We start from the raw sequence: 20483 nt of genomic DNA, 5'->3' as shown, positions 1-20483 counted from the left end.
AAATGCGAATCGCCGCCGGCCTCCTGGCCGTCGCCACGCTGACCGCGGCCACGGCCTGCTCGGCCTCCAACCAGCCCGCCCATGCAAAGGTCCCGGTGACAGCCGCGGCATCGACGCGCCCCGTCGAAACCTTCATACCGCTGCTGCAGCAGGCCCTGCCGAATGTGAAGGGCAAGACGTTCACCTCAGCGGTCGTCGACTTCCCGCCCAACGCAAGCGCGCTGCCGCACCGGCACGGCCAGGCGTTCGTCTACGCCTACGTCCTCGAAGGCACCGTGCGCAGCAAGGTCGACGACAAGCCCGTTACCACCTACCACCAGGGCGAGAACTGGGTCGAGCAGCCGGGCGCCCACCACATCCTCACCGAGAACACCAGCGCGACCAAGCCGGCCAAGCTCCTGGTCGTCTTCGTCTCCAACACCGGAGACGAACTCAAGGTCGACGACCCCAAGTCGTAGCCCAGGGCACGCAGCGAGCGGCGACACTCCGCACGAACTGTGCCCCTGCCGGTACGTACACCACCCGACACCAAGACGTGCCCGAAGGGCGCGGCGCAGACCACACGAAGGAAACACACGAACAATGACCGGCCCCCAGCGCGTCAACATCGGCGAGCAGCACCCGGCTGCCTACAAGACTCTCATCGCCCTGTCCTCGGAGGTGGGAAAGGCCGCTGCCGCAGCGGGCCTCGACCCGCTTCTGGTCGAGCTGCTGAGGATCCGCACCTCCCAGATCAACGGCTGCGCGTTCTGCCTGCGCATGCATACCCGCGACGCCCTCAAGAAGGGCGAGAACCCCGACCGGATCGCCGTACTGCCCGCATGGGAAGAGACCGGCTACTTCTCCGACACCGACCGCGCCGCCCTCCGCCTGACCGAGGCGATCACACGCGTTCCGGACGGTCACGTCAGCGACGAGGACTTCGATGCCGCCGCGGCCGTACTCACCGAAGACCAGGTCTCGGCAATCGCCTGGCTGGCAACCGTGATGAACGCCTTCAACCGAGTCGCGATCACCAGCCGGTACGCCGTCGGCAGCTGACCTCGACGGCGAGACCGGCGGTGATACGGGTCGCCGAAGCCACCACTGTCGTGAAGATGACGGTGGAATCAGCCGGGCAGTTTGTGCGAGCTGCCCGGCTCACGCGAACGCGGAGGGCAACCCGACGTGCGGATGCCTACCGGGAGATGAGTGATAGCGCCTTACTGTCATGGTGGCGCCGATGTCATCGATCAAGCAGGTCCAAGTCACCTTCGACTGCGCAGAACCTGAGCGCGTCGCTCGTTTCTGGTGCGAGGTGTCGGGATACGTCGTACCACCGCCGGACCAGACGAACTCCTCCCCGAGTATCGGCCCCATGCCGGGCAGGGACCGCAGGGAGACAGCGGTCTCGGTGAACGGGCACGCCAGCATCAGCACATCACCAGGCCGGTAATGGACACTCAGGGCGCTGCCCATCGCGCGCGCTCCGTTCCACGAGAGCCAACCGACGGGTCAGTCCTCACCAACTGCCGACTCGGATTGGATGGGACAGCGGTCGCTCCGTGCTCGACGCCCGGCAGGGTGATCGCCATCATGGCGACATGACCAACCGGAACCTGACCACCGGCAGTATCTGGCGGCTCCACCACGGCGACCAGGAGATTGCCCGGCTGACCGTGACCGGAGCCGACATGCCCTGGACTCACGCCGAAGTCGAGACACTTCCTGGGTTTGAGGCATTCCGCCCGCTCTTCACTGAGCAGGAGCGGGCTGTCGACGAGGAGGACTGGGAGCGGGCCGACGCCTGCTACACCCGGATCCGAAGGGCGCTCACCATGACGTTTCCCGACGGCAGCCCGGTCGCTGAGTTCTTGCTGCACATTCACGACGACGGCACCGCCGGCTGGCGCTGGCACGACGAGCCCTTCGACGTGGTGAACCAGTGACGCGCTGGGCTCAACCCCGCCCTGGGTGAGGGTAAAGATACGCCCGAGCCAGGGGCGGGCGGGTGGCGCCGCAGGCTTGAACGGCGCGCCGAGGCTGGGCCCGCCGTCGCCATGGTTTCGGCAGCCGGCTTGGCTCGGTCGCCGTTGGTGTCGGCAGGCAGCGCATCCCGGCCGTTTCGACCGTGTGGTGTTCACCGTGTTCGAGACCGACGACCAGTACCCCGGCAACGGACTCGGCCGGACTCGGCTCCTTCGGCGCCCGGCAGCTCCTCGGCGGCGGCTGGGGCCGGATTTCCGCCTTCGCCAGCGTCGGCGACGTCAACGGCTACGGTCGCAACGACCTCGTCCGGGACTACATCACGGCAGGGTCAGGATGCGTGGGCCCTGGTCGGTGATGGCGACGGTGTGTTCGATGTGGGCGGCCCTGCTGCCGTCGGTGGTGCGCAGGGTCCAGCCGTCGATATCGGTGCGGTAGCTGTTCTGCCCGCCGGCCATGAGCATGGGTTCGATGGCGAGGACCAGGCCGTGCCGGAGGGGAAAACCGCGGCCGGGGCGGCCGCGGTTGGGAACATGAGGGTCTTCGTGCATGTGGCGGCCGATGCCGTGGCCGCCGAAGTCGGCGGGCATGCCGCAGCCGGCCTTGCGGGCGACGGTGTCGATGGCGTGGGAGATGTCGCCGATGCGGCTGCCCACCTGGGCGGCGGCGATGCCGGCGTCGAGGGCCTGCTGGGTGGCGTCGATCAGGTCGAGGTCGCCGGGGCGCGGTGTTCCGACGGTGAAGGTGATGGCCGCGTCGCCCGTCCAGCCGTCGAGCTGGGCGCCGCAGTCGATGCTCACCAGGTCGCCGTCGCGCAGCCGGTAGCCGGTGGGGATGCCGTGCGAGACGGCGTCGTTCACGGACGTGCAGATCACGGCGGGGAAGGCGACCGGGGCGAAGGACGGCCGGTACCCGAGGAAGGGGGAGCCGGCTCCGGCCTCGGCCAGAACCGACCGGGCCGCTTCGTCGAGTTCTTGCAGGGACACCCCCACGCCCGCTGCTTCTCGGACTGCGGCCAGGGCGCGGGCCACCACACGTCCGGCTTCCCGCATCGCGTCCAATGCGGCATCGGTCTTGATCTCCACCATGTGCTGCGACTTCCCACCTCGAGCGGACCCAATACTTATACCGGTATTAGTATCACGGTCATGGTGAGGACTCCTCTGACACCGTGGGAACGGGAACGCGGCGAGCGGTTCGGCGCGCTGCTGCGCAGAGCGCGCGGAAGCCGGAGCATGGCGGAGGTGGCGGCCGCGGCGGGGATTTCCGCGGAGACCCTGCGCAAGATCGAGACGGGCCGGGCCCCGACCCCAGCCTTCTTCACCGTGGCAGCCCTGGCCGCCGCGCTGCATGTGTCTCTGGACGAGTTGGCGGCCGCGTGCGCGTATGACCCGGGCGGGCAGGAACCGGCGCTCTCTGCCTGAGGAGTGGGCGGTGCCGCACCCTGTATCGCTCAGCCGGCCTTCGGCGGCACGGTGATGCTCCTGCTCCGGTGCCGCATTCCGGCGGGGTGAAGATCTGTTCCCGTCGCGTGAGTGGGCCGGGAAGGTGACGCGGTAGAAAGGACGCATGCCGGAACGGAAGAACCCCGCAGGGGCGATGGACGATGTTGACGCGGTCACGCAGGCGGTGCTGACTGCTTCTCGGCTGCTGGTGGCGGTGTCCGCCCGCTCACTCGCCGAGGTGGAGGAGCGGGTGACCGTCCCGCAGTTCCGGATGCTGGTGGTGCTGTCCACCCGGGGGGCTACGAAGCTCGTCGCGCTTGCCGACCTGCTCCAGGTGGCGCCGTCGACGGCGATGCGCATGGTCGACCGGCTCATCGCGGCGGGGCTCGCCGACCGACGGCCCAACCCCGACAACCGCCGCGAAACCCTGCTGCAGCTCACTGAGGAGGGACGGCGCATCGTCGAGGACGTCACCGCCCGGCGCCGTGCCGAGATCGCGGCGATCGTCGAACGGCTCCGCCCGACGGAGCGGCTCGCGCTGATCGAGGCCCTGAACGCCTTCAACCAGGCGGGTGCGGAGCCCGCCGTACCCACGGTCGACGACTCGCAGCCGCATCCACTGGGCTGGGTGGCGGACGTCGCGGTCACCCACGGGCCTGACTCCTCGTGATCTCAGGCCTCGGTCCCTGGACCGCTCTTCTCTGAACCGGACTCGTTTTGCATAATGCAAGTGAAGTGACGAACGTGGGGCTCCGCAGCCGCCTTCCGTGCCTGCTGCGGGCCCCACGTGGTGTGTCCGGCCGGGTAGGGCGTTCCCTTCTCCGGTGCGGCGGGATGCGGAACCGCTGACGGGCGGGAAGCACTGGGGTGAGACGGCGTGCGACGACGGCATCGGCTTCCGTCCGGGGTGGAGCAGCATCTCATGGAGCATGTGCGATCTGTGCTGTGGGGGCTGCGGAGTTCGTCGGTCTGCCGCCGCGGTGGCTGCTCGGCGAGCTGTCCGACGAGCGTCGGCGCTGCGTCCGGCTGTTCGGCGAGGGCCTCGGCCACCGCCTGGGCGGTGACGACGCCGACGTACTCCCCGGAGTCGTCTGTCACCGGAAGGGCCCCGTGGCCGGACAGGCTCAGCAGGTCGGCCGCGTCGGCGAGCGTGGTGGACGCGGGAAGCGGGGAGGGCAGGGGATCCATGACGGCGCCGACAGGCTGGGCTCCGATCTGCGCGCCGCGCGCGGGGCCTTCGAGGTCGATGCCGCGGCGGCGCAGCTTGAGCGTGTAGATGGTGTCGCCCGTCAGCAGGCGGCTGGTCGCGGTGGCCAGCACGATGGCCGTCATCAGCGGCAGGATGATCGAGTACTCGCCGGTGAGCTCGAAGAGGATGACCACGGCGGTGATCGGCGCTCGGGCCGCGCCGGCGACGACGGCGCCCATGCCGATCAGTGCGTACGCGCCGACCGGGCCTGCCGACTGGGGCAGCAGTTGGTGGGCGGTCGCCCCGTATGCCGAGCCGAGCATGGCCCCGATGAACAGGCTGGGGGCGAATACCCCGCCCGAGCCGCCGATGCCGATGGTCAGGCTGGCCGCCGGCATCTTGCCCGCCAGCAGGAGCAGCAGGAAGCCGACCGCGTACCCGCCCTCGGCCGCCTTCTGCAGCACCGGATAGCCGACGCCGTACATCTCGGGCAGCGCGAGCAGTACCAGGCCGAGCGCGAGGCCGCCGACCGCCGGGCGCAGCCACTCGGGGCCGCGCCAGGCCCAGTCGCAGGCGTCAACGGACTTGAGGGTGGCGATGGCCTGTTCGACCAGGACCCGGACTTTTGCGTGGGGTCGGTGGGCGGCCTGCCGGCCGACAGGGAGGCGGTCCCACTGGTCGCGGCACGAGAGGCGGACCGTGTCGCCTGCGCCCTGGTAGCCCTTGTCTGCCCAGCCGGTGATGCCGGCCTCGGCGAGACCGTCGGTGATGCCGTGTTCGCGGGCCGCCCGGACGTCATGGACGGCATCGGCCAGGGCCGGTGAAGCCCACAGCAGACGCCCCTTGGGGTCGGCTACGACCTGCACGTTCATGGGCCACATCCATGGGCTTCGCCCCGCCCCGGCCGGTGAACCTACGTATTCGATTACGTAGTTCTACGGGAGCCTCCGGAAGGCAGCGTTGGGAGACTCGCCCCATGAGCTTCCTGACGGAGCCGTGGTGTCACGCCGGGGAGCTTGCTGTCTCCCTACCGCGCAACCGACGCCGGCGGTCGAACGGGTAGCGACCGCTGTCAAGTCGACAGAGCCCAGCCGAACATTGGAGAGTCCTGCGTTGGTTTCCAAGATTCGTGTCCTTCTGGGGATGCTCGTGCTCCTGGCGCTGGCCATCGGCGCCATCGCCCTGCTCGCGGCCATGAAAGCCGGTGCCGCCTGGTTCACGATCGTTCCTCTCGGCATCCTCTTTGTCGGCGCGTCCGTCGTCCGGTCGCTCGGATGGTTCGACAGAAAGGCCGGTGGCTGACCTGGCGGCTCGCAGGTCGGGGTGGATGGTCTCCGAGTGGATGACCACGCGGGTGAGGACGGCGGCTCGCAGGCCCACGGTTCTGCTACAGCGCGCTGCTCGCGGGGCGACGGCAGGTCCGTCCGCCCGCCCATCCGGGTGCCGTTCGAGCAGCCGGTCTGCAACCTTCCTGCTCGACTGATCGCGGCCATGGCTGACCGCTGCGGCCCCGTGACGGGCGGCAGTTCATGAGGGAGAGGCAGACGCGGGGTGTGCCGGGACGACACGGGCTGGGCGGACAAGGGCTACCAGGGCGCAGGCGACACGGTCCGCCTCCCGTACCGCGACCGGTGGGACCGCCTCGCTGTCGGCCGGTGTGGAAGCCGCCGAAGGACCAGGCGATCACCCGGACGGCGCCTCATATCCGGGCCAACGTCGTAGTCGGCATATTGGTTCAGAGTGCCCTCTCGGCAGGGGCAAGCTGCGTCTGTACAGCGTGCTGATGGCGCTGCGCCCAGCGGACAGCAGGGCGTGCTGCCAAGCCTGTCAGCGCAAACATGGCTCCCGCGACATACCATCCGGGGCGGCCCCAGGTGATGCACAGCGCGATGAGCAGTCCTGGGCCGAGGGCCTCGGCGAGGCCGGCGCCGAGACCGAAGACACCCAGGTACTGGCCGGTGGCGTGCCCCGGGGCGAGGGCGAAGGACACCTCGAAGCCTGCGGCGGAGTGCCATAGTTCGCCGACCGTGTGGATCACCACCGCGGTGACGAGCAGGGTTGCGGCGGCCCACGCCGGTATGCCTGCGGACAGCGAGATCAGGGAGCAGGCGACGAGGAAGGCCACGCCTGCCCGGCGGTAGGCGTTTGCGCCGGCGGCGGGGGAATCGATGGTGCGGCTGGCTCGCACCTGGAAGGCGACGACGATGACGGTGCCGGTCAGCATCGTGGCCGAAATGAGCCAGTGCGGGGCGGTGGTGACACCGACGATCCAGAGCGGGATGGCCACGGTGAGCACCTTGAACTGGATGGCCATGATGCCGTCGAGGACGGTCAGCAGTAGGTAGGGACTGTCCCGCAGGGCGATCCAGCGAGGGCCGCCGGTGGTGGGGACGGGCGCGACCGGCGGCAGGAGGACCAGGATCGCTGCGGAGACCACGAAGGCGCTGGCGTTGCCGATGACCATGAGCCGATAGGAAGTGGGCGTGCCCACCTGAACGACCCAGCCTGCCAGCACGGCACCGAGGGAGATGCCGACGTTGGTCACCGCACGCAGGTAGGCCCGGAACTCCTGCGGCCGGTCCCCTCCGTAGTACCTGATGAGCGGTGAGCGTGCGGCTATTCCGGCAGCCTTCGCCGCGGCGGCCGCGCAGACGGTGAGGACGAACGGCCAGAAGCTGTCCGTCAGGACGAAGCCGGCCGTCGCCAGCGCCTGGACAACCAGGGTGGCGGCGTAGATGCCCCTTGCTCCGTGCCGGTCGGCCAGATGGCCCACCGCGACGCCCACGGCCAGTGCGAGAAGACCGGCGATGCCGAGCCCGAGGCCCACCTGACCTGCCGGAAGGTGAACCGCCTCGGTGAAGTACAGCACTCCGGCGGTGAGATAGAGGCCGCTGCCGATGGTGTAGATGAAGTTCGAGACGGCGAGGACGCGCTGGGGTCCGGTGTTCGGCATCAGGCGGGTCATGACAGGGCTCCACGTCCTCGGCAGGCGGTAAGGATCCCTCCAGGTTGTTGCATATTACTTGCAAGAACAAGAGGTTCGCGTAAACCGGTGGCCTCGCGCGGCCGTTGTGCACCAGGAGAGCGGCTGTTCTCCCTTCGGCCTTGTTCGCCCTGGCAGGGCGGGTCCTGACGTCGACGCAGAGGCCGGAAGGTCGCCGTCGTCGCGATCCACCCTTCGGGAGAAGCTGCTTGACCTGATCGACCGCATGATCGCCTGATGCGCAGCCCGCCGAGATCTTTCTGGAAATCCACGTCCGATGGCGATGAGTTCCGGCGGCGTGTCCCGTCTGATCCAGTGAAGCGACAACGAGGCACGGAGGAACCTTGAGATGCGTACCCTCATCAGCACTGCTTTCATCTCGCTCGACGGCGTCGTGGAGGCTCCGGGCGGTGAACCCGGTTACCGGAACTCCGGGTGGACCTTCAAGAACGTCGACTTCCTCCCTGAGGCGTTCGACATCAAGGGTCGGGAGCAGAAGGAAGCCACCGCGATGTTGATGGGCCGTACCAGCTACGAGGCGTTCAGCCCCGTATGGCCGGACATGGAGGACTTCGCCGACTACAAGGTGATGCCGAAGTACGTTGTCTCCACCACGCTCACCGAGGACGACCTGGTGTCGAACTGGGGCGAGACCACGATCCTGCGCTCGCTCGACGAGGTCGCCGCGCTGAAGCAGACCGAGGGCGGCCCGATCATCGTCCACGGCAGCGCCGCCCTGAACCAGAGCCTTTCGGACGCCGGCCTGATCGACCGCTACCACCTGCTCGTCTTCCCGCTCCTGCTCGGCGCGGGCAAGCGTCTGTTCAGTGCTACGGACAAGGACGCCCAGAAGCTGAAGCTGGTCGAGCACGAGGTGTACGCCAACGGTCTGCAGAAGAACGTATTCGACGTCGTCCGCTGACAGGGCTCCCGTACGCCCTGCCGTCGCGTCTGCGGACGTGACACCCGCTGGAACTACGCACGCGAGATCACTACGACATGACAGGCAGGACATCGCACATGACTGCGCCAACGAAGGGCCCCGCCAGCTACTTCCCCTCGATCGAGAAGAAGTACGGCCGCCCGATCGCGGAGTGGAAGAAGCTCATCCGGACCTCGCCCCTGACCAAGCACATGGAACTCGTCACCTGGCTCAAGGCCGAGCACGGACTCGGTCACGGCCACGCCAACGCCCTCGTCGCCCACACTCTCGCCGAAGGCAACGGAGCCTGAGGCGGGTGTCGCGTGTCGTGACCGCCGACCTCTGACGCTCTGCACCGTAGGCGGCCGTTCCTGGCCGTGGGCGGTATCCGGCGCGCGTGGCCGGGTCAGCCCTCTCGTTGTTCATCCGGGCGCCTGTTTGCCGGTGCGCCTTCCGGCTCCGGCCGCGCCGGGTCTGCAGGCCCGGCCTCGGCCTCCGGGCTTTCGTTCACCGGAACAGAGGGCGTCCATACGGGTCGTTTCCCGCGCGAAACGGACCAGGAATGGGTACCTTTCCGGGTCGTGATCGTGACTTGGGCACTGCTGTGAAGGACGATGCGTTCCGGCAACGGCCGCTCGGCCGCCGGTTGGTGGCTGGACTGACATGGTGGTGTGTGCTGTATCCGCTGTGGTTCCTGTTCAGCGGTCAGGGCGGGTGGCTGACGGCCGTGTGGGGTGCCGGGGCGTCCACTGTGTCTGCGGTGGCTGCACAGTGGGTGGCAGGGCGTGGGCTGTTGGGGAGCCGGCCCAGGGTGCGGTGGGTGCCGGCTCTTCCCCGTACGGCCTGGCAGACGGTCGTCGACTTCGGTGTCATCTCGGCGGTACTGATCCGGAGTGTGTCCGCGGGCCGACGCGACCGGGTGGGCCGGTTCGTGCACAGGGACGTCGGCAGGGTCGCGCCAGGCGCGGGACCGGTCGCTGCGTGGCTGGCGGTGGTGGCGACCTACTCGCCGAACGCTTATGTGCTGGACGTGGATTCCGCCAGTGGCAGGGCTCTGCTGCACGATCTGCGCCCCCTGCGGGCGTCGGAGGAGCCGGTATGAGGCAGGAGTTCCTGATCGCCGCGGCGGTGCTTCTCCTCGGCTTCGCGCCGTTGGTGCCGGTGTGCGTGCGGGGGCGTGCCATCGACGGGCTTGTGGCCCTGGAGCTCGGCGGGGGCATGGCGACGTTGGCCGTCGTCTGCGTTGCGGTGGGCACGCAGAGTTCCTCTGCCACAGGCGTCGCCCTGATCACGGCTGTGCTGAGTTGGGTGAGCGGACTGCTGTGCGCCCGGTTCCTGGACCGCACTCCATGAGCGCGGTCCGGATCGCGGCCGACGTCGCCCTGGCCGCCGGAGTCATCGCCCAACTGGTGTGCTGCCTGGGGGTGTGGTGGATGCGCGATGTGTTCGACCGCCTGCATTTCGCTGCGGCCGGCACCACGGTCGGGCCTGTTTTGATCGGAATCGCGGTGGCACTCACCGGCTTCTCGTCCGCCTCGGGGACCGTGCAGGCGCTGACGGCTGTCGCCTTCCTCGCCCTCTTCAACCCCGTACTCACCCATGCCACTGCGCGGTCGGCACGTCGCTTGATCCACGGGGACCTGGATCCGGTCGGCACCCAAGAGGGCAACCGCCCTGGCCCACCCGATGCGGCGGCATCGGAGGACGAATCATGATCGTGCTGCAGATCGTCGCCTTCACTGCCGTCGTGGTACTCGGCGTGGCGGTGGTGGCCTGTCACGACCCGTTGCGTCAGGTCATGGTCAACGGCTTGTTCGGTCTGTCGCTCGTGGTGCTGTTCACCGTCATCCAGGCTCCCGACGTCGCGATCTCCGTGGCGGTGGTCTCCACGGTGGCGTACCCGATGCTCCTCCTGGCGACGATCTACCGCACCGGGGGACGGCTCGAGAAACGGCGGAGCGACCGATGAGCCGCCGACTGCGCCTGCTGTTGTTCGTGCCTGCGGCCGGGGTGGTGGCGGGAGTGGTCATGTGGGGGATGGTGGGCCTTCCGGACTTCGGTTCGAAGCCGCACGCCTACGCGGCATACGTGCTACAGCACGCCGTCGGGCAACTACGGGTCACCAACATCCCCTCGACCGTCGTGTTCGGATACCGCGGCTGGGACACCTTGGGCGAGGAGCTGATCCTGTTCACCAGCGTCATGGGTACCGCACTGCTGCTGAGGAGCTCCCGGGACGTGCCCGAAGAGCGGCCGCACGACGAAGTGACCAGTGCCGCCGTCCGGCAGATCGGTGGGTGCCTCGTGCCCGTGACGCTGCTTCTGGGGCTGTGGACGGTCGCCTACGGCTATCTGACCCCTGGGGGTGGCTTCCAGGGAGGTGTCGTGTGCGCCGCGGCCGCTCTGCTCATCTGGATCGCGGGCAGCTACCGCGACCATCGGGCCCTGACCCCGACCGCGCTCGTCGACCCGGCGGAGGGCACGGGGGCCGCCGGGTACATCGGCGTGGGTCTGGCGGCCATGGCGGCGGGGCAGGCCTTCCTCGCGGGGTTCCTGCCCCTGGGCAGCACCGGCAGCCTCGCGTCGGGTGGCACGGTGGCCGTGCTGAACTGGGTCACCGGACTGGAGGTTGCCGCCGCCGTCGTACTGATCTTCCACGAGTTCCTGGAGGAGTACATCGAGACGGTTCCGCATCCGCAGCCCTCAGGGGAGGGCCAGTGAGCGTCTATCCGTACGTGGTTGCCGGCGTCCTGTTCACGGCTGGTCTCCACGGCCTCGTCAACAGCCGGAACTACATTCATATGGCGGTCAGTCTGACGGTGACTCAGTCGGCCACCTATGTCGCGCTGATCTCCCTCGGTTCTGTCCGGGGTGGCCAGCCGCCGATCGCCCAGAGCCCCCAGCCGGGCAGACCCATGGCCGACCCCGTCTTGCAGGCCCTCACTCTCACCGATGTGGTGGTGAGTGTGGTGGCGCTTGCTCTGCTGCTCGCACTGGCTCAGCAAAGCCATAGTTGCGGCGGAACGCTGGACCCGGACGAACTGGCGCGTGTCCGTGGCTGACCCGCAGACCCTGGTGCCGTTGACCGTCGCTGTCCCCCTGCTGACGGGGGCGCTGCTGGCGGCGGTCGCCCGGTGGGTGCCGCGTCGCGGGCCGGACCTGCTGGCCCTCGCTGCGGCGGCCGCCGTCACGGTGATGACGGTCATTCTCGTGTGGGCGACACGCCACGAGCCGATGGTCTACTGGTTCGGCGGCTGGCGTCCGGTCGGTGGCGTGGCGCTGGGGATCGCCTTCGTCGTGGAACCGGCCGCGGCGGGGCTCGCCGCCCTGGCCGGGCTGCTCGTCACCGCCAGCCTGGTCTACTCCTGGCGGTATTTCGAGGAGGTGGGGCACCTCTACCACACGCTGGTACTGTCCCTGCTCGCCGGCATGGTGGGATTCTCGCTCTCGGGCGACCTGTTCAACGTCTTCGTGTGGCTCGAGCTGATGAGTGTGGCGGCGTACGCGCTGTGCGGCTACCAGATCCACCAGGCCGGGGTAGTCCAGGGAGCGCTCACGTTCGCCGTGCTCAACACGGTCGGCGCCCTCACCGTGCTGCTGGGCATCGCCCTCGTCTACGGCCACGTCGGTGCGCTCAACCTGGCGCAGATCGGCGAGAGTCTGCGGGGCCATCCGCCGAGCAGTCCAGCGGTCGTGGGCTTCACGCTGATCACCGCGGGTCTTCTGGTCAAGGCCGGCGCCGTGCCCTTCCACTTCTGGCTGGCCGACGCCTACACCGTCGTGCCCGCCCCGGTGGGCGCCCTGTTCTCCGGCATCATGAGCGACCTCGCCTACCACACGTTCAGCCGGATCTACTGGGACGGATTCTCCGAGGCGTTCGCCGGACACCACCAGGCGATCCGCAACGGGCTCCTGGCGATGGCCGTGTCCTCGATCGTCCTCGGCGCCGTCATGGCTCTGCTGGAAGCGGACCTCAAGCGGCAGTTGGCCTTCGCCACGGTCGCGCACGGCGGCATCGTCCTGCTCGGCATCGCCCTGCTCACCCCGCGCGGACTGGCCGGTGCGACGCTGTTCGTCATGACCGACGGGTTGCTGAAAGCAGCCGTGTTCCTGCTGATCGCCGCCATCATCCAGTGGCTGAAGGCCGGCGACGAACTCCTGCTGCACGGCAGGGGCCGACGACGCGGCGGCGTGCTGCCCGGTCTGCTCCTCGTCGCCTGTGCGCTGGGCTTCGCCCTGGTACCTCCCTTCGGGACTTTCCTGTCCACGGCTCTCATCGTGGGTGCGGCCGGGAAAGGCTGGGTGACGGCGGTTGTGGCGGCAGGAGCAGCGGCAACGGGGGCGGTGTTCCTCCGCGCGGCGGCTCGCGTCTTCCTGGGATGGGGGCCCAAGGAGGATCCCGCGCTGACCCGGGAGCCGACCGAACCGGAGGAGGGCGAACCCGACGTCGGACCCGAGCACGACCGGATGAGCCTCGGGCGGCGGTTCGTGATGTTCGGTCCGCCGCTGGTACTGGTGGTGCTCGCCTACGGGCTGTCTTTCGTGCCCGGCGTGGCGGACTGGTTCGCTCACGTGGCGCACTCGGTCCAGCAGCCGCGGCTGACCGCAGCACACGTACTCGCAGGGCGGTTGCCGGCCACGCGGCCCGTTCCCGGTAACTCCACGCCATGGACCGGGGGATGGGTCTTCGGTGCGGCATCCGCCACCGGTTCGCTGGTGCTGGCAGGCGTCTCACTGTGGTGGCAGAAAGCCGGAACCGTACTCCGCCGGGCCGTCTTGCGCCCGGCGGCTGCCCTCAAGGCGATCCACGATGGTGCGGTGGGTGACTACGGCCTTTGGTTCGTCGTGGGATTGGCCGCCCTCGGATCGGGCTGGGCTCTGACTCTGCGGTGACGTCGAGGGCCGCGAGGGGCGGGAAGGGAGCGGAAACCGACGTCCATGGATGCAAGATCACGGACGAACCTGGAGCGGCGGCGCCGATGAGCGCCGCTGCGGTGGTTCCGACGGCCGAGGCGGCCGACTGAGAGCTCCGAACAAAATGGAGCTCGGAGACGGCGGTGGCGAAGCGTTCGGTGTCAGGCGGGTGGCCTTCCGCAGGGGGCCGTCCTCATCGACCCGCTGGTGCCGATGGGCCACGACCAGGGTGTCGGCCCCGGCGACCACGCGAAGGACAGCTTCACCAGTGCGGTGACCATGAACGCTCGCCGGGTCTGGTGACACGCCGGCGGTGTGCGTGGCAAGGGAGCGGGCCACACCCGGGCAGGTCCGGCAGGGACGATCTGTCCGGAAAGTACTCGCTCCCGTAGTGTGCGCGTTATGCAGATGGTCCGTCAGGTGATCGTGTTCGATGCCGCCGACCTCCATGCGGAGAGCGCGTTCTGGGCCGGCATGCTCGGCGGGCACGTCTTCGAGGACGACGATTGGCACAGCGTCATCGACGCTGCCGGAGAGTGGCGGATCGGCGTGCAACTGGCGCCGAACCATGTCCCGCCCGACTGGCCGCACGGAACGACCCTCCAGCAAGTGCATCTCGACCTGCATGTCAACGACCCGCGAGCTGCGCACGAGGAGGCCATCGCCCTGGGCGCTCGCCTTCTTCGACCAGCTCCTGATCTCGATGCCGCCGAGGGACACCAGGTGTATGCGGACCCGGCCGGGCACCCGTTCTGCATCGGCTGGGGACAGCCGTCCCGAGAGACGCTCGCTGCGTATGTCGCAGACCGCCTGGGGCAGACGGAGCCAGGCCAAGGCACCCAGTGCCGTTGAGCGCATGGACATCTCACGTCCCCGAGCCGTCAAGTTGATCTCCCGGTAGCTCCTGCGGCGGTCGAACAGAGCGGATCTTCGTGGGCCACAATTGCGGCATGGTGATGGCGCGGCACTGGTACTCCTCAGCTCCCGTTGTGGATGGTCTTCCGTTGCTCGGCGAGCCCGGATTCTGGGCCGCGCATCTGGTCGATCCGTGTGAGGGCGTGTCGCCGGAGGCCTTCGGTGTGGACGCTGCCGATGCCGGCGCCATGCTGGAACGCCTGCACGACAAGTCGGCCTGGCCGGTGTTCGAGGTCCCGCTGGAGGGCGGGTTCTCGATCGTTCTGCACTACAACAGCGGTGAGGAGTACACCAGCACGGACTGCTTCCTGGTCCGCCCGGGAAGCAGCGACGCTGTCCTGGCCAGCACGGACCAGGACCGCATCGGCCCGGGCCTGTGCTGGCCGGAGCTCGCCGCCATCCTCCACGCCCCCGACGGAGCGGCCGGTGTCACCGACTCCTACGCCCGTCTGTTGCTCCTCCTGCCCGTGCTGGGCGACACCGGGACCCCTGCGGAGGCCGTGAACGTCGTCGCAGGGGCTCTGATCGCCCAAGGCGCCCCCGAAGGGTGCGCACCACTGGCTCAACGCCTGCTCGGAGGCCACCCGATGTGGGGCGCCCAGCCGTGGTCGTTCGACAGGGAGGAGCGGAGCTGGCTCTGCGACGGTGAGCACAGCCCCAGAACGGTTCCGCTCGGTGATCACCTGCCCCGGCAGCAGCGGGCGGAGCTGGAGGCCTCTCTCGCCGGCGCGGAACCGGATGCCTGAGCCGTCATGTGGCCACCCCGATGAGCGGAGTGGGGTGAGGCATGCACTGGACCGCCGATGTCAAGCCTTGCGTGGCGCTACCAGGCCGGACTCGTAGGCGAGGACCACCAGTTGGGCACGGTCACGGGCATGAAGCTTGGCCATGGCCCGGTTGATGTGGGTCTTCGCGGTCAGCGGGCTGATCACCAGACGATCCGCGATCTCGTCGTTGGACAGGCCTTGCGCGACCAGCACGACGGCCTCGCGTTCGCGGCGGGTCAGCTCTTCCAGCCCCGTGCCTGTGCCGTTGGGGAGCGGCTGAGCGACGTACTGGTTGATCAGCTTGCGGGTGATCGACGGCGCGAGAAGGGCGTCGCCGCGCGCGGCGACGCGTACGGCGTGCAGAAAGTCCTCAGGCACGACGTCCTTCACCAGGAATCCGGCGGCGCCGGCGCGCAGCGCGTCGAAGACGTATTCGTCCAAGCCGTAGTTGGTCAGGATGACGACGTGTACCGCGGCCAGGGCCGGGTCCGCGGCGATGCGCCGGGTCGCCTCGATGCCGTCGACGACCGGCATCTGGATGTCGATGAGCGCGACGTCGGGCAGGTGCTCTTCGGCGAGCTCCAGGCCCTCGCCGCCGTCGGCGGCCTCGGCCACCACCTCGATGTCGTCTTCGAGATCGAGGAGCGCGCGGAATCCACTGCGAATGAGTGGCTGGTCGTCGACCAGCAGGACACGGATCATGACGTTCGCTCCAGGGGGAGTTCGGCCTGGATGGTGAAGCCGCCCTCGCGGCGCGGTTCCGCCCGCAGTCGGCCGCCGAGGGCGGTGACGCGTTCACGCATGCCCAGCAGCCCGACGCCGGGCTGTGGCGCAGTGTCCGGCGTCGCCTTGCCGTCGTCATCGATGCGTAGCGCGAGAAGGTCCGGACGGCAGTCGATCCGGACCGACGCCGTACCGGCGTCCGCATGACGGGCGATGTTGGTCAGCGACTCCTGAACGATCCGGTAGACCGTCCGTCCCACCGCGGTCGGTACGTCGTGTCGCTGTCCCTCGATCGTCAGCGTCGCCTCCAGGCCGCTCCTCCTTGCTCGTTCCACCAGCTCCGGGACGTGGTCGAGCCCGCGCGGCGGGGTCGTGTCGTCGTCGCGCAGCGCCTGAAGGGTCGCGCGCAGTTCCCGGGTCGCCTCACGTCCCGCCTCCTGGATCGCCAGCAGGGCCTCCGGCACGTGTTCGCCACGCTTGCGGGCCACGTGGACGGCGACTTCGGACTGCACCTTGATGACCGAGATCTGGTGGGTGAGGGAATCGTGAAGCTCCCGCGCGATGCGCAGCCGCTCCTCGTCGGCGCGGCGCCTCGCGGTCTCCTCCCTGGTGCGCTCCGCCTCGTCCGCCCGCCGCTCTGCCTGCCGCAGCGCTTCCCCCGCGGCGCCGGCCGCGATCAGCCAGGCGATCTCGAGGGCGCCTCGGGCTCGCGCGAACGCCGCGCCCGCGTCATGCAGGCCCGAGGCCAGGGCTGCGAGGGGGAGAGCGGCCAGCATGGTCACGCTCGCCGCCACCGTGACGGTGCGGTGTCCCGCCCGTACGGCTGCGTACACCGCGAACAGGTAGGCGACAACAGGCACATCGAAACCGACCGCCTGGTAACCCACCGCACACAGCCCGGCAACGGCCAGTACGGCGACCGGAGCCCGGCGGCGCGCGGCCAGTACCAGGCCGCCGGCCGTCAGCAGCGCGTAGCCGAGCAGGTCGAGGCTCGTGGCGGAGTGCTGCTCGGACAGCCCGGTGACCAACAGCGCCGTCGCCACGCCGACGGCGATGACCCAATCTCCGACACGGCCGCGGACACCGGCCTCACCCGCACTCATGCGCGCACCCTAACCGGCTGCCGCAGCGGGCGAGTCCCCCTCGTGGACGAGCGGCTGACTACCGCACCCGCAGTACCACCGCGGCGCCTGCGGCATCCGTGGTAGCCGGACGCGGCATCGGCGGCAGCGCGAAGTGCCTCCGTCCGCCGGACGACTGGAGGTGGGCCCCGCAGACATGCTCAGGCGACATCCAGTCGCAGGAAGAGAAGGAGCACCTCGATGTCTGTTCGTCGCCTGCTTGCCGCAGTCGCAGCCGCCCTGCTCGGAGGCATCGGTCTTGCCGCACCGGCGGCCGCGCACGTCTCGGCCCAGTCGGCCGAGGTCGGCGCGTACACCCTGACCGCCGCGCGATTCTGGGCAACCGCGGCCGCACTGCTGGCGCTGGCCGGTGTGGTCATCGGCCGACTGGCTCTGGCCCGCGCAGTCCGCCGTATCGGCAACGGAGGGACGAAGGGGGCGATCGTGGCTCTGACGGCGGGGCTGATCGCAGTGGTCGGCGGCGTGCTGAATCTGGCCGTCGCCGATGGTGGTCCCGGCACGGGGAACGGAGTGGTCGGCGGCGCTGCGGCTCTGCTCTTGGGGCTGATCGCCGCGGTCCTCGGGTGGCTGGCTCTGGGCCGCTCCCGCCGCACCGGCTGACCGCAGCCACTCGCAGCCGCCCTGCCTTGGAGCGAGCCGCAGCAAGAGCCCCGAACAAAAGGGGAGTCCGATCAGCTCGCGGCGTCCGGTGCGTGCGATCGCAAGGCGCCGGAGCGTCCTCGATGGGGGCCCTGCTCGAGCGAAGCCGAGAGCTCGGGGGAGGAGCCACGTGGGCGGTTCGGCAACGCGGCGTGGGGGTACCCCCTGCTCGAAGAGCTTGGGGGAGTGCGTGCCAGGCGTCGCGAGCCGGGCGCCGCTTTTGTTCGGGGCGCTAAGTTGCGGCTGCGGGGCCGGCACCGGACCAAGGCGCGGGGTGTACGGGAAAGCTGCGGCTACTGAAGTTGAATGCGTGATGTCGGTGCCCCTCACCCGCGCTGTTGGTATCAGGCACGGTGGAAGCCGGTGAAGCCGGCGTCGGGTCAGTAGATGATGGACACGATCTGGCACGCGGCTTCGGCGAGCCGGCGATCTCCTTGCACATGGGCGCGGGACAGGGCATCCGCAGGATCGATGTTCCGCGTAGCCAATCGCCAGAGGGTGTCTGGATCCAGCAGTATGGCTGCGGTTGGTCGGCCGCTCGGCCCTTCGGCCAATGACCATCGGTCCGCGGTGACGGTCGCCGTCCAGCTGCCGCCGGCGGGGCCCTCGGCGATCACCTGAACCTGCGTCCCGACTGGTGCCGACGTGGCTCGGAGCGTGTGGGGCAGGGCCCGCATGAAGGTATCGAGGACCATGGCCAGGGCCCGCGGCTCCGGGTCGGTGTCATGACCGATGGCGTGGCGGATCTGCTGCCGGTGAGTCCAGTGCTCGGTGAACTCCCGGGCAATGTCCAGCCATGCCGGTGCCGGGTCGACACCTGCCCACGACACGCCCAGGGCGGCCGCGTCAAGGCTGGCTGTGGCGAATCGCTGGGCCAGCTGCGTGCCTGCCGCTGCCAGGGCGTCGATGAGCGAAGCAGGGCTGTCATCGGCGTGCAGCTCGACCCATTCCTGATTCGTGCGGTGGATGAACGCCTCGAGCGTCTCCCCATCGGCGAAGCGGTTCCGGTAGCCGTGGCCGAGGCGGCCGTAGTAGTCACCGAGGAGATGGGCGGCAACGTCGTGCACCGTCCAGCGACCGGCTGCCGTCCTGCTCCAGTCGGAGGGTGTCAGACCACGCAGGGTATCGAGCAGCGACCTGAGCTCCTGACCGAACAGCGCACGCGCGTCGATCGGGTTGCCCAGCCAAGAAATGCCCGACACGCCGTTGGACTCGGGACTCATGGCCACAGCCTGCCAGTCGGGGGCCGTGTCCTGCCATCGAATACTCCCTCCGCGAGCGGCCGGGTGACCCACCGCACCAACCGTCCGCGATCATGCCAGTGACGGCGAGTCAGGCGCCTTTCAGATCGGGGCGGTACCGGATCTGCTTGAGCCGGCGCCTCACGGCCATGGTGATCTGGGCGAAGTCGGGGCGGCGGTCGCGAACATGGGCCAGTAGCTCGTCGAGTCGGGAAATGACCTGGCTCAACCGGGCGGCGTGACGGAGGACCACACGCCGAACCACTGCTCGGCGCCGTACTCCTCGAAGCGCTCGACCTCCGTGAACCCCAGCTTCGCTGCGAGGCGCATCGAGCGGTCGTTGGCGATCTGGGTGCAGAGCACCACCGGCTCGCCGGGAAGCGCGTCGGCGAACCAGGCGAGGGCCGCTGCGCACGCCTCGGCGGCGTATCCGCGTCCCCACGCCTCCGGCAGGAACATGTAGCCGAGCTCGGGCTCCTCGGCATCCGGACGGACGTGACCCGGACGGTCAGCGTCGCGCCGATCGAGCGTGATCATTCCGATCATCGCTCCGTCGAGATCGATCACGAAAAGGCCGGGGCGTCGCCCGGGCACCTCGGGCGCCGTGCGCTCGAGTTCATCACGCGGTCGAGGGCCACCGAGGTAGGTGCCCACCTCGGGTGAAGCGAACAGCTCGATGAACGCGGGACGGTCCCGGGCCTCGGACTCTCGGAGTACGAGGCGTTCGGTCCTGATCGGAGCAGGTGGCCAGGCGACGGGTCCGAGCTCGGTCATGACGGGCAACCTATCGCACGTCCGTGAGAGTGACCCGAAAGAGAAGGCCCAATCGCCGTTCGTATGCGATGGGTTGGTACGTGCTCTGTACGTGTCTCGCCCTGCGGCAGTCCGGGAACCGGCCCGGACGAGCGGTGGAGACCGCCTCCACCTCCAAGCACCCGCGGATAGGCTCGGGGTCATGACCGGTGACTGGCGAACGGACCGGATCGGGGCCGCTCTGCGGGGCGAGAATCCGGCGGTGCTGCGGCGGCTTGAGTCTGGCTTCGCGGTGATCGGCGACGTTCAGTTCCTGCCCGGATACTCCGTTCTCCTCGCGGACGATCCGGGTGTTCAACGGCTGTCTGACCTGCCGAGGGCCAAGCGACTGTTGTTTCTGTCCGACATGGACCAGCTCGGAGAAGCGGTTGAGCGGGCCTGCCGGCGCCTGGACCCCGATTTCCGCCGCGTCAACTTGGAAATCCTCGGCAACACGGACCCGTTCTTGCATGCCCATGTCTGGCCGCGGTTCGAGTGGGAGCCGGCCGAGCTGGTGGGCAAGCCGGTGTGGCTGTATCCGCGTGACCGATGGAGTGACGAGCGGTTCCAGCTCGGCCCGCAGCACGATGGGCTGCGGGCGGCAATCGGCAGCGAACTGGACCGGCTGCGTTCGATGGCCCGACGGCGGGGGCCCGCCGACCGTGGCGTCGGCGGGCCCGGTGATCAGTGACGGTCAGTGGACCCGCTTCGTCGGCTTCCTCCGCCAAGACCTCGACGCCGTCACCGCCGGCTCCACCCTGCCGCGGAGTTCCGGGGTCGAAGGTCATGTGAACCGGGTGAATACACTCAAGGGTTCCGGGCGACGTCGACGTCGACTTCTTCGAC

The 20483-nt window shown here is 69.1% G+C and carries 27 protein-coding genes and 4 pseudogenes; 21 read left to right on the top strand and 10 right to left on the bottom strand.

Annotated elements, in window-relative coordinates:
- Positions 1 to 2 precede the first annotated feature (2 nt).
- From C3488_RS20960 to C3488_RS20945, 4 genes and pseudogenes are all read left to right on the top strand, one after another.
- On the top strand, positions 3 to 458 hold the full coding sequence (locus tag C3488_RS20960; protein WP_103841648.1) for a cupin domain-containing protein: 456 nt from the start codon (positions 3 to 5) through the stop codon (positions 456 to 458).
- A gap of 124 nt (positions 459 to 582) precedes the next feature.
- A complete protein-coding gene (locus C3488_RS20955; RefSeq protein ID WP_103841599.1) occupies positions 583 to 1041 on the top strand; it encodes a carboxymuconolactone decarboxylase family protein in 459 nt (152 codons plus the stop codon).
- Positions 1042 to 1222: 181 nt separating this feature from the next.
- A pseudogene (locus C3488_RS42640) lies at positions 1223 to 1330 on the top strand (VOC family protein); the annotation flags it as partial.
- A 253-nt stretch (positions 1331 to 1583) separates the two neighbouring features.
- Positions 1584 to 1928, top strand: a complete 345-nt coding sequence (locus C3488_RS20945; RefSeq protein WP_103841646.1) for a hypothetical protein — start codon at positions 1584 to 1586, stop codon at positions 1926 to 1928.
- Positions 1929 to 2285: 357 nt separating this feature from the next.
- Here C3488_RS20945 and map read toward each other — a convergent pair whose 3' ends face one another.
- Positions 2286 to 3053 carry a type I methionyl aminopeptidase gene (map, locus tag C3488_RS20940; RefSeq protein WP_103841595.1) on the bottom strand — a complete coding sequence of 256 codons (768 nt, stop codon included), beginning with the start codon at positions 3051 to 3053 and terminating at the stop codon, positions 2286 to 2288.
- A gap of 60 nt (positions 3054 to 3113) precedes the next feature.
- Between map and C3488_RS20935 the strand changes: the two genes are divergently transcribed.
- Positions 3114 to 3389 (top strand): helix-turn-helix domain-containing protein, encoded by a 276-nt coding sequence (locus C3488_RS20935; RefSeq protein WP_103841593.1) that lies wholly within the window; start codon positions 3114 to 3116, stop codon positions 3387 to 3389.
- A gap of 145 nt (positions 3390 to 3534) precedes the next feature.
- Complete coding sequence (locus C3488_RS20930) at positions 3535 to 4080, top strand: MarR family winged helix-turn-helix transcriptional regulator (protein ID WP_103841591.1); 546 nt, start codon at positions 3535 to 3537, stop codon at positions 4078 to 4080.
- Between the two features lie 2 nt (positions 4081 to 4082).
- On the opposite strand, the gene C3488_RS42635 is transcribed toward C3488_RS20930, so the two are convergent.
- The 3 genes and pseudogenes from C3488_RS42635 to C3488_RS20920 all read right to left on the bottom strand — a co-directional run.
- Positions 4083 to 4598: a CBS domain-containing protein gene (locus C3488_RS42635; protein ID WP_374955443.1), complete on the bottom strand. Its 516-nt coding sequence runs from the start codon at positions 4596 to 4598 to the stop codon at positions 4083 to 4085.
- Positions 4599 to 4718: 120 nt separating this feature from the next.
- Positions 4719 to 5147 (bottom strand): annotated as a pseudogene (locus C3488_RS42630) (chloride channel protein); the annotation flags it as partial.
- 33 nt (positions 5148 to 5180) lie between these two features.
- Positions 5181 to 5471 (bottom strand): annotated as a pseudogene (locus tag C3488_RS20920) (transposase family protein); the annotation flags it as partial.
- Positions 5472 to 5742: 271 nt separating this feature from the next.
- Here C3488_RS20920 and C3488_RS20915 point away from each other — a divergent pair.
- Positions 5743 to 5901, top strand: coding sequence for a hypothetical protein (locus C3488_RS20915; protein ID WP_258053547.1), 159 nt, complete (start codon positions 5743 to 5745; stop codon positions 5899 to 5901).
- A 270-nt stretch (positions 5902 to 6171) separates the two neighbouring features.
- Positions 6172 to 6255, top strand: a pseudogene (locus C3488_RS20910) (IS5/IS1182 family transposase); the annotation flags it as partial.
- A 79-nt stretch (positions 6256 to 6334) separates the two neighbouring features.
- Here the strand turns inward: C3488_RS20910 and C3488_RS20905 are convergent.
- Positions 6335 to 7564 (bottom strand): MFS transporter, encoded by a 1230-nt coding sequence (locus tag C3488_RS20905; protein ID WP_103841587.1) that lies wholly within the window; start codon positions 7562 to 7564, stop codon positions 6335 to 6337.
- A 367-nt stretch (positions 7565 to 7931) separates the two neighbouring features.
- Between C3488_RS20905 and C3488_RS20900 the strand changes: the two genes are divergently transcribed.
- The 11 genes from C3488_RS20900 to C3488_RS20860 all read left to right on the top strand — a co-directional run bounded on the left by C3488_RS20900 (position 7932) and on the right by C3488_RS20860 (position 15079).
- Positions 7932 to 8504, top strand: a complete 573-nt coding sequence (locus tag C3488_RS20900) for a dihydrofolate reductase family protein (RefSeq protein ID WP_103841585.1) — start codon at positions 7932 to 7934, stop codon at positions 8502 to 8504.
- 98 nt (positions 8505 to 8602) lie between these two features.
- On the top strand, positions 8603 to 8815 hold the full coding sequence (locus tag C3488_RS20895; protein ID WP_103841583.1) for a DUF4287 domain-containing protein: 213 nt from the start codon (positions 8603 to 8605) through the stop codon (positions 8813 to 8815).
- A gap of 509 nt (positions 8816 to 9324) precedes the next feature.
- Positions 9325 to 9606, top strand: a complete 282-nt coding sequence (locus C3488_RS40660; protein WP_181139119.1) for a hypothetical protein — start codon at positions 9325 to 9327, stop codon at positions 9604 to 9606.
- On the top strand, positions 9603 to 9857 hold the full coding sequence (locus C3488_RS40655) for a monovalent cation/H+ antiporter complex subunit F (protein ID WP_181139118.1): 255 nt from the start codon (positions 9603 to 9605) through the stop codon (positions 9855 to 9857). Before C3488_RS40660 ends, C3488_RS40655 begins: the two co-directional genes overlap by 4 nt.
- Positions 9854 to 10219, top strand: a complete 366-nt coding sequence (locus C3488_RS40650) for a monovalent cation/H(+) antiporter subunit G (protein ID WP_181139117.1) — start codon at positions 9854 to 9856, stop codon at positions 10217 to 10219. Before C3488_RS40655 ends, C3488_RS40650 begins: the two co-directional genes overlap by 4 nt.
- Positions 10216 to 10473 carry a DUF4040 domain-containing protein gene (locus C3488_RS20885; RefSeq protein WP_103841579.1) on the top strand — a complete coding sequence of 86 codons (258 nt, stop codon included), beginning with the start codon at positions 10216 to 10218 and terminating at the stop codon, positions 10471 to 10473. Before C3488_RS40650 ends, C3488_RS20885 begins: the two co-directional genes overlap by 4 nt.
- Positions 10470 to 11225 carry an MnhB domain-containing protein gene (locus tag C3488_RS20880; protein WP_103841577.1) on the top strand — a complete coding sequence of 252 codons (756 nt, stop codon included), beginning with the start codon at positions 10470 to 10472 and terminating at the stop codon, positions 11223 to 11225. The genes C3488_RS20885 and C3488_RS20880 overlap by 4 nt, the downstream gene beginning before the upstream one ends.
- Complete coding sequence (locus C3488_RS20875; protein WP_103841575.1) at positions 11222 to 11566, top strand: sodium:proton antiporter; 345 nt, start codon at positions 11222 to 11224, stop codon at positions 11564 to 11566. Before C3488_RS20880 ends, C3488_RS20875 begins: the two co-directional genes overlap by 4 nt.
- On the top strand, positions 11553 to 13397 hold the full coding sequence (locus tag C3488_RS20870; protein ID WP_103841573.1) for a complex I subunit 5 family protein: 1845 nt from the start codon (positions 11553 to 11555) through the stop codon (positions 13395 to 13397). Before C3488_RS20875 ends, C3488_RS20870 begins: the two co-directional genes overlap by 14 nt.
- 423 nt (positions 13398 to 13820) lie before the next feature.
- A complete protein-coding gene (locus C3488_RS20865; protein ID WP_103841571.1) occupies positions 13821 to 14270 on the top strand; it encodes a VOC family protein in 450 nt (149 codons plus the stop codon).
- A gap of 98 nt (positions 14271 to 14368) precedes the next feature.
- Entirely contained in the window at positions 14369 to 15079 is a 711-nt protein-coding gene (locus C3488_RS20860; RefSeq protein ID WP_146067900.1) for a hypothetical protein, read from the top strand.
- A 60-nt stretch (positions 15080 to 15139) separates the two neighbouring features.
- Here C3488_RS20860 and C3488_RS20855 read toward each other — a convergent pair whose 3' ends face one another.
- A complete protein-coding gene (locus C3488_RS20855; protein WP_103841567.1) occupies positions 15140 to 15802 on the bottom strand; it encodes a response regulator transcription factor in 663 nt (220 codons plus the stop codon).
- Positions 15799 to 16926, bottom strand: coding sequence for a sensor histidine kinase (locus tag C3488_RS20850; RefSeq protein ID WP_103841565.1), 1128 nt, complete (start codon positions 16924 to 16926; stop codon positions 15799 to 15801). The genes C3488_RS20855 and C3488_RS20850 overlap by 4 nt, the downstream gene beginning before the upstream one ends.
- Before the next feature lie 219 nt (positions 16927 to 17145).
- Here C3488_RS20850 and C3488_RS20845 point away from each other — a divergent pair, with 219 nt between their 5' ends.
- A complete protein-coding gene (locus tag C3488_RS20845; protein WP_103841563.1) occupies positions 17146 to 17565 on the top strand; it encodes a DUF6223 family protein in 420 nt (139 codons plus the stop codon).
- A gap of 419 nt (positions 17566 to 17984) precedes the next feature.
- Here the strand turns inward: C3488_RS20845 and C3488_RS20840 are convergent, their stop codons facing one another.
- From C3488_RS20840 to C3488_RS20835, 3 genes are all read right to left on the bottom strand, one after another.
- Positions 17985 to 18827 (bottom strand): maleylpyruvate isomerase family mycothiol-dependent enzyme, encoded by an 843-nt coding sequence (locus tag C3488_RS20840; protein ID WP_103841644.1) that lies wholly within the window; start codon positions 18825 to 18827, stop codon positions 17985 to 17987.
- A gap of 109 nt (positions 18828 to 18936) precedes the next feature.
- Positions 18937 to 19074, bottom strand: coding sequence for a hypothetical protein (locus C3488_RS40645; RefSeq protein ID WP_181139116.1), 138 nt, complete (start codon positions 19072 to 19074; stop codon positions 18937 to 18939).
- Positions 19071 to 19619, bottom strand: coding sequence for a GNAT family N-acetyltransferase (locus tag C3488_RS20835; RefSeq protein WP_103841561.1), 549 nt, complete (start codon positions 19617 to 19619; stop codon positions 19071 to 19073). The genes C3488_RS40645 and C3488_RS20835 overlap by 4 nt, the downstream gene beginning before the upstream one ends.
- Positions 19620 to 19800: 181 nt before the next feature.
- On the opposite strand from C3488_RS20835, the gene C3488_RS20830 reads away from it, so the two are divergent.
- On the top strand, positions 19801 to 20328 hold the full coding sequence (locus C3488_RS20830) for an HIT family protein (protein ID WP_103841559.1): 528 nt from the start codon (positions 19801 to 19803) through the stop codon (positions 20326 to 20328).
- The last annotated feature ends 155 nt before the right edge of the window (positions 20329 to 20483 follow it).

The sequence above is a fragment of the Streptomyces sp. Ru72 genome, assembly GCF_002920635.1.
Lineage (GTDB): Bacteria > Actinomycetota > Actinomycetes > Streptomycetales > Streptomycetaceae > Streptomyces.
The sequence above is the reverse complement of the archived record's forward strand: the minus strand, read 5'-3'. Positions and strand labels throughout refer to the sequence as shown.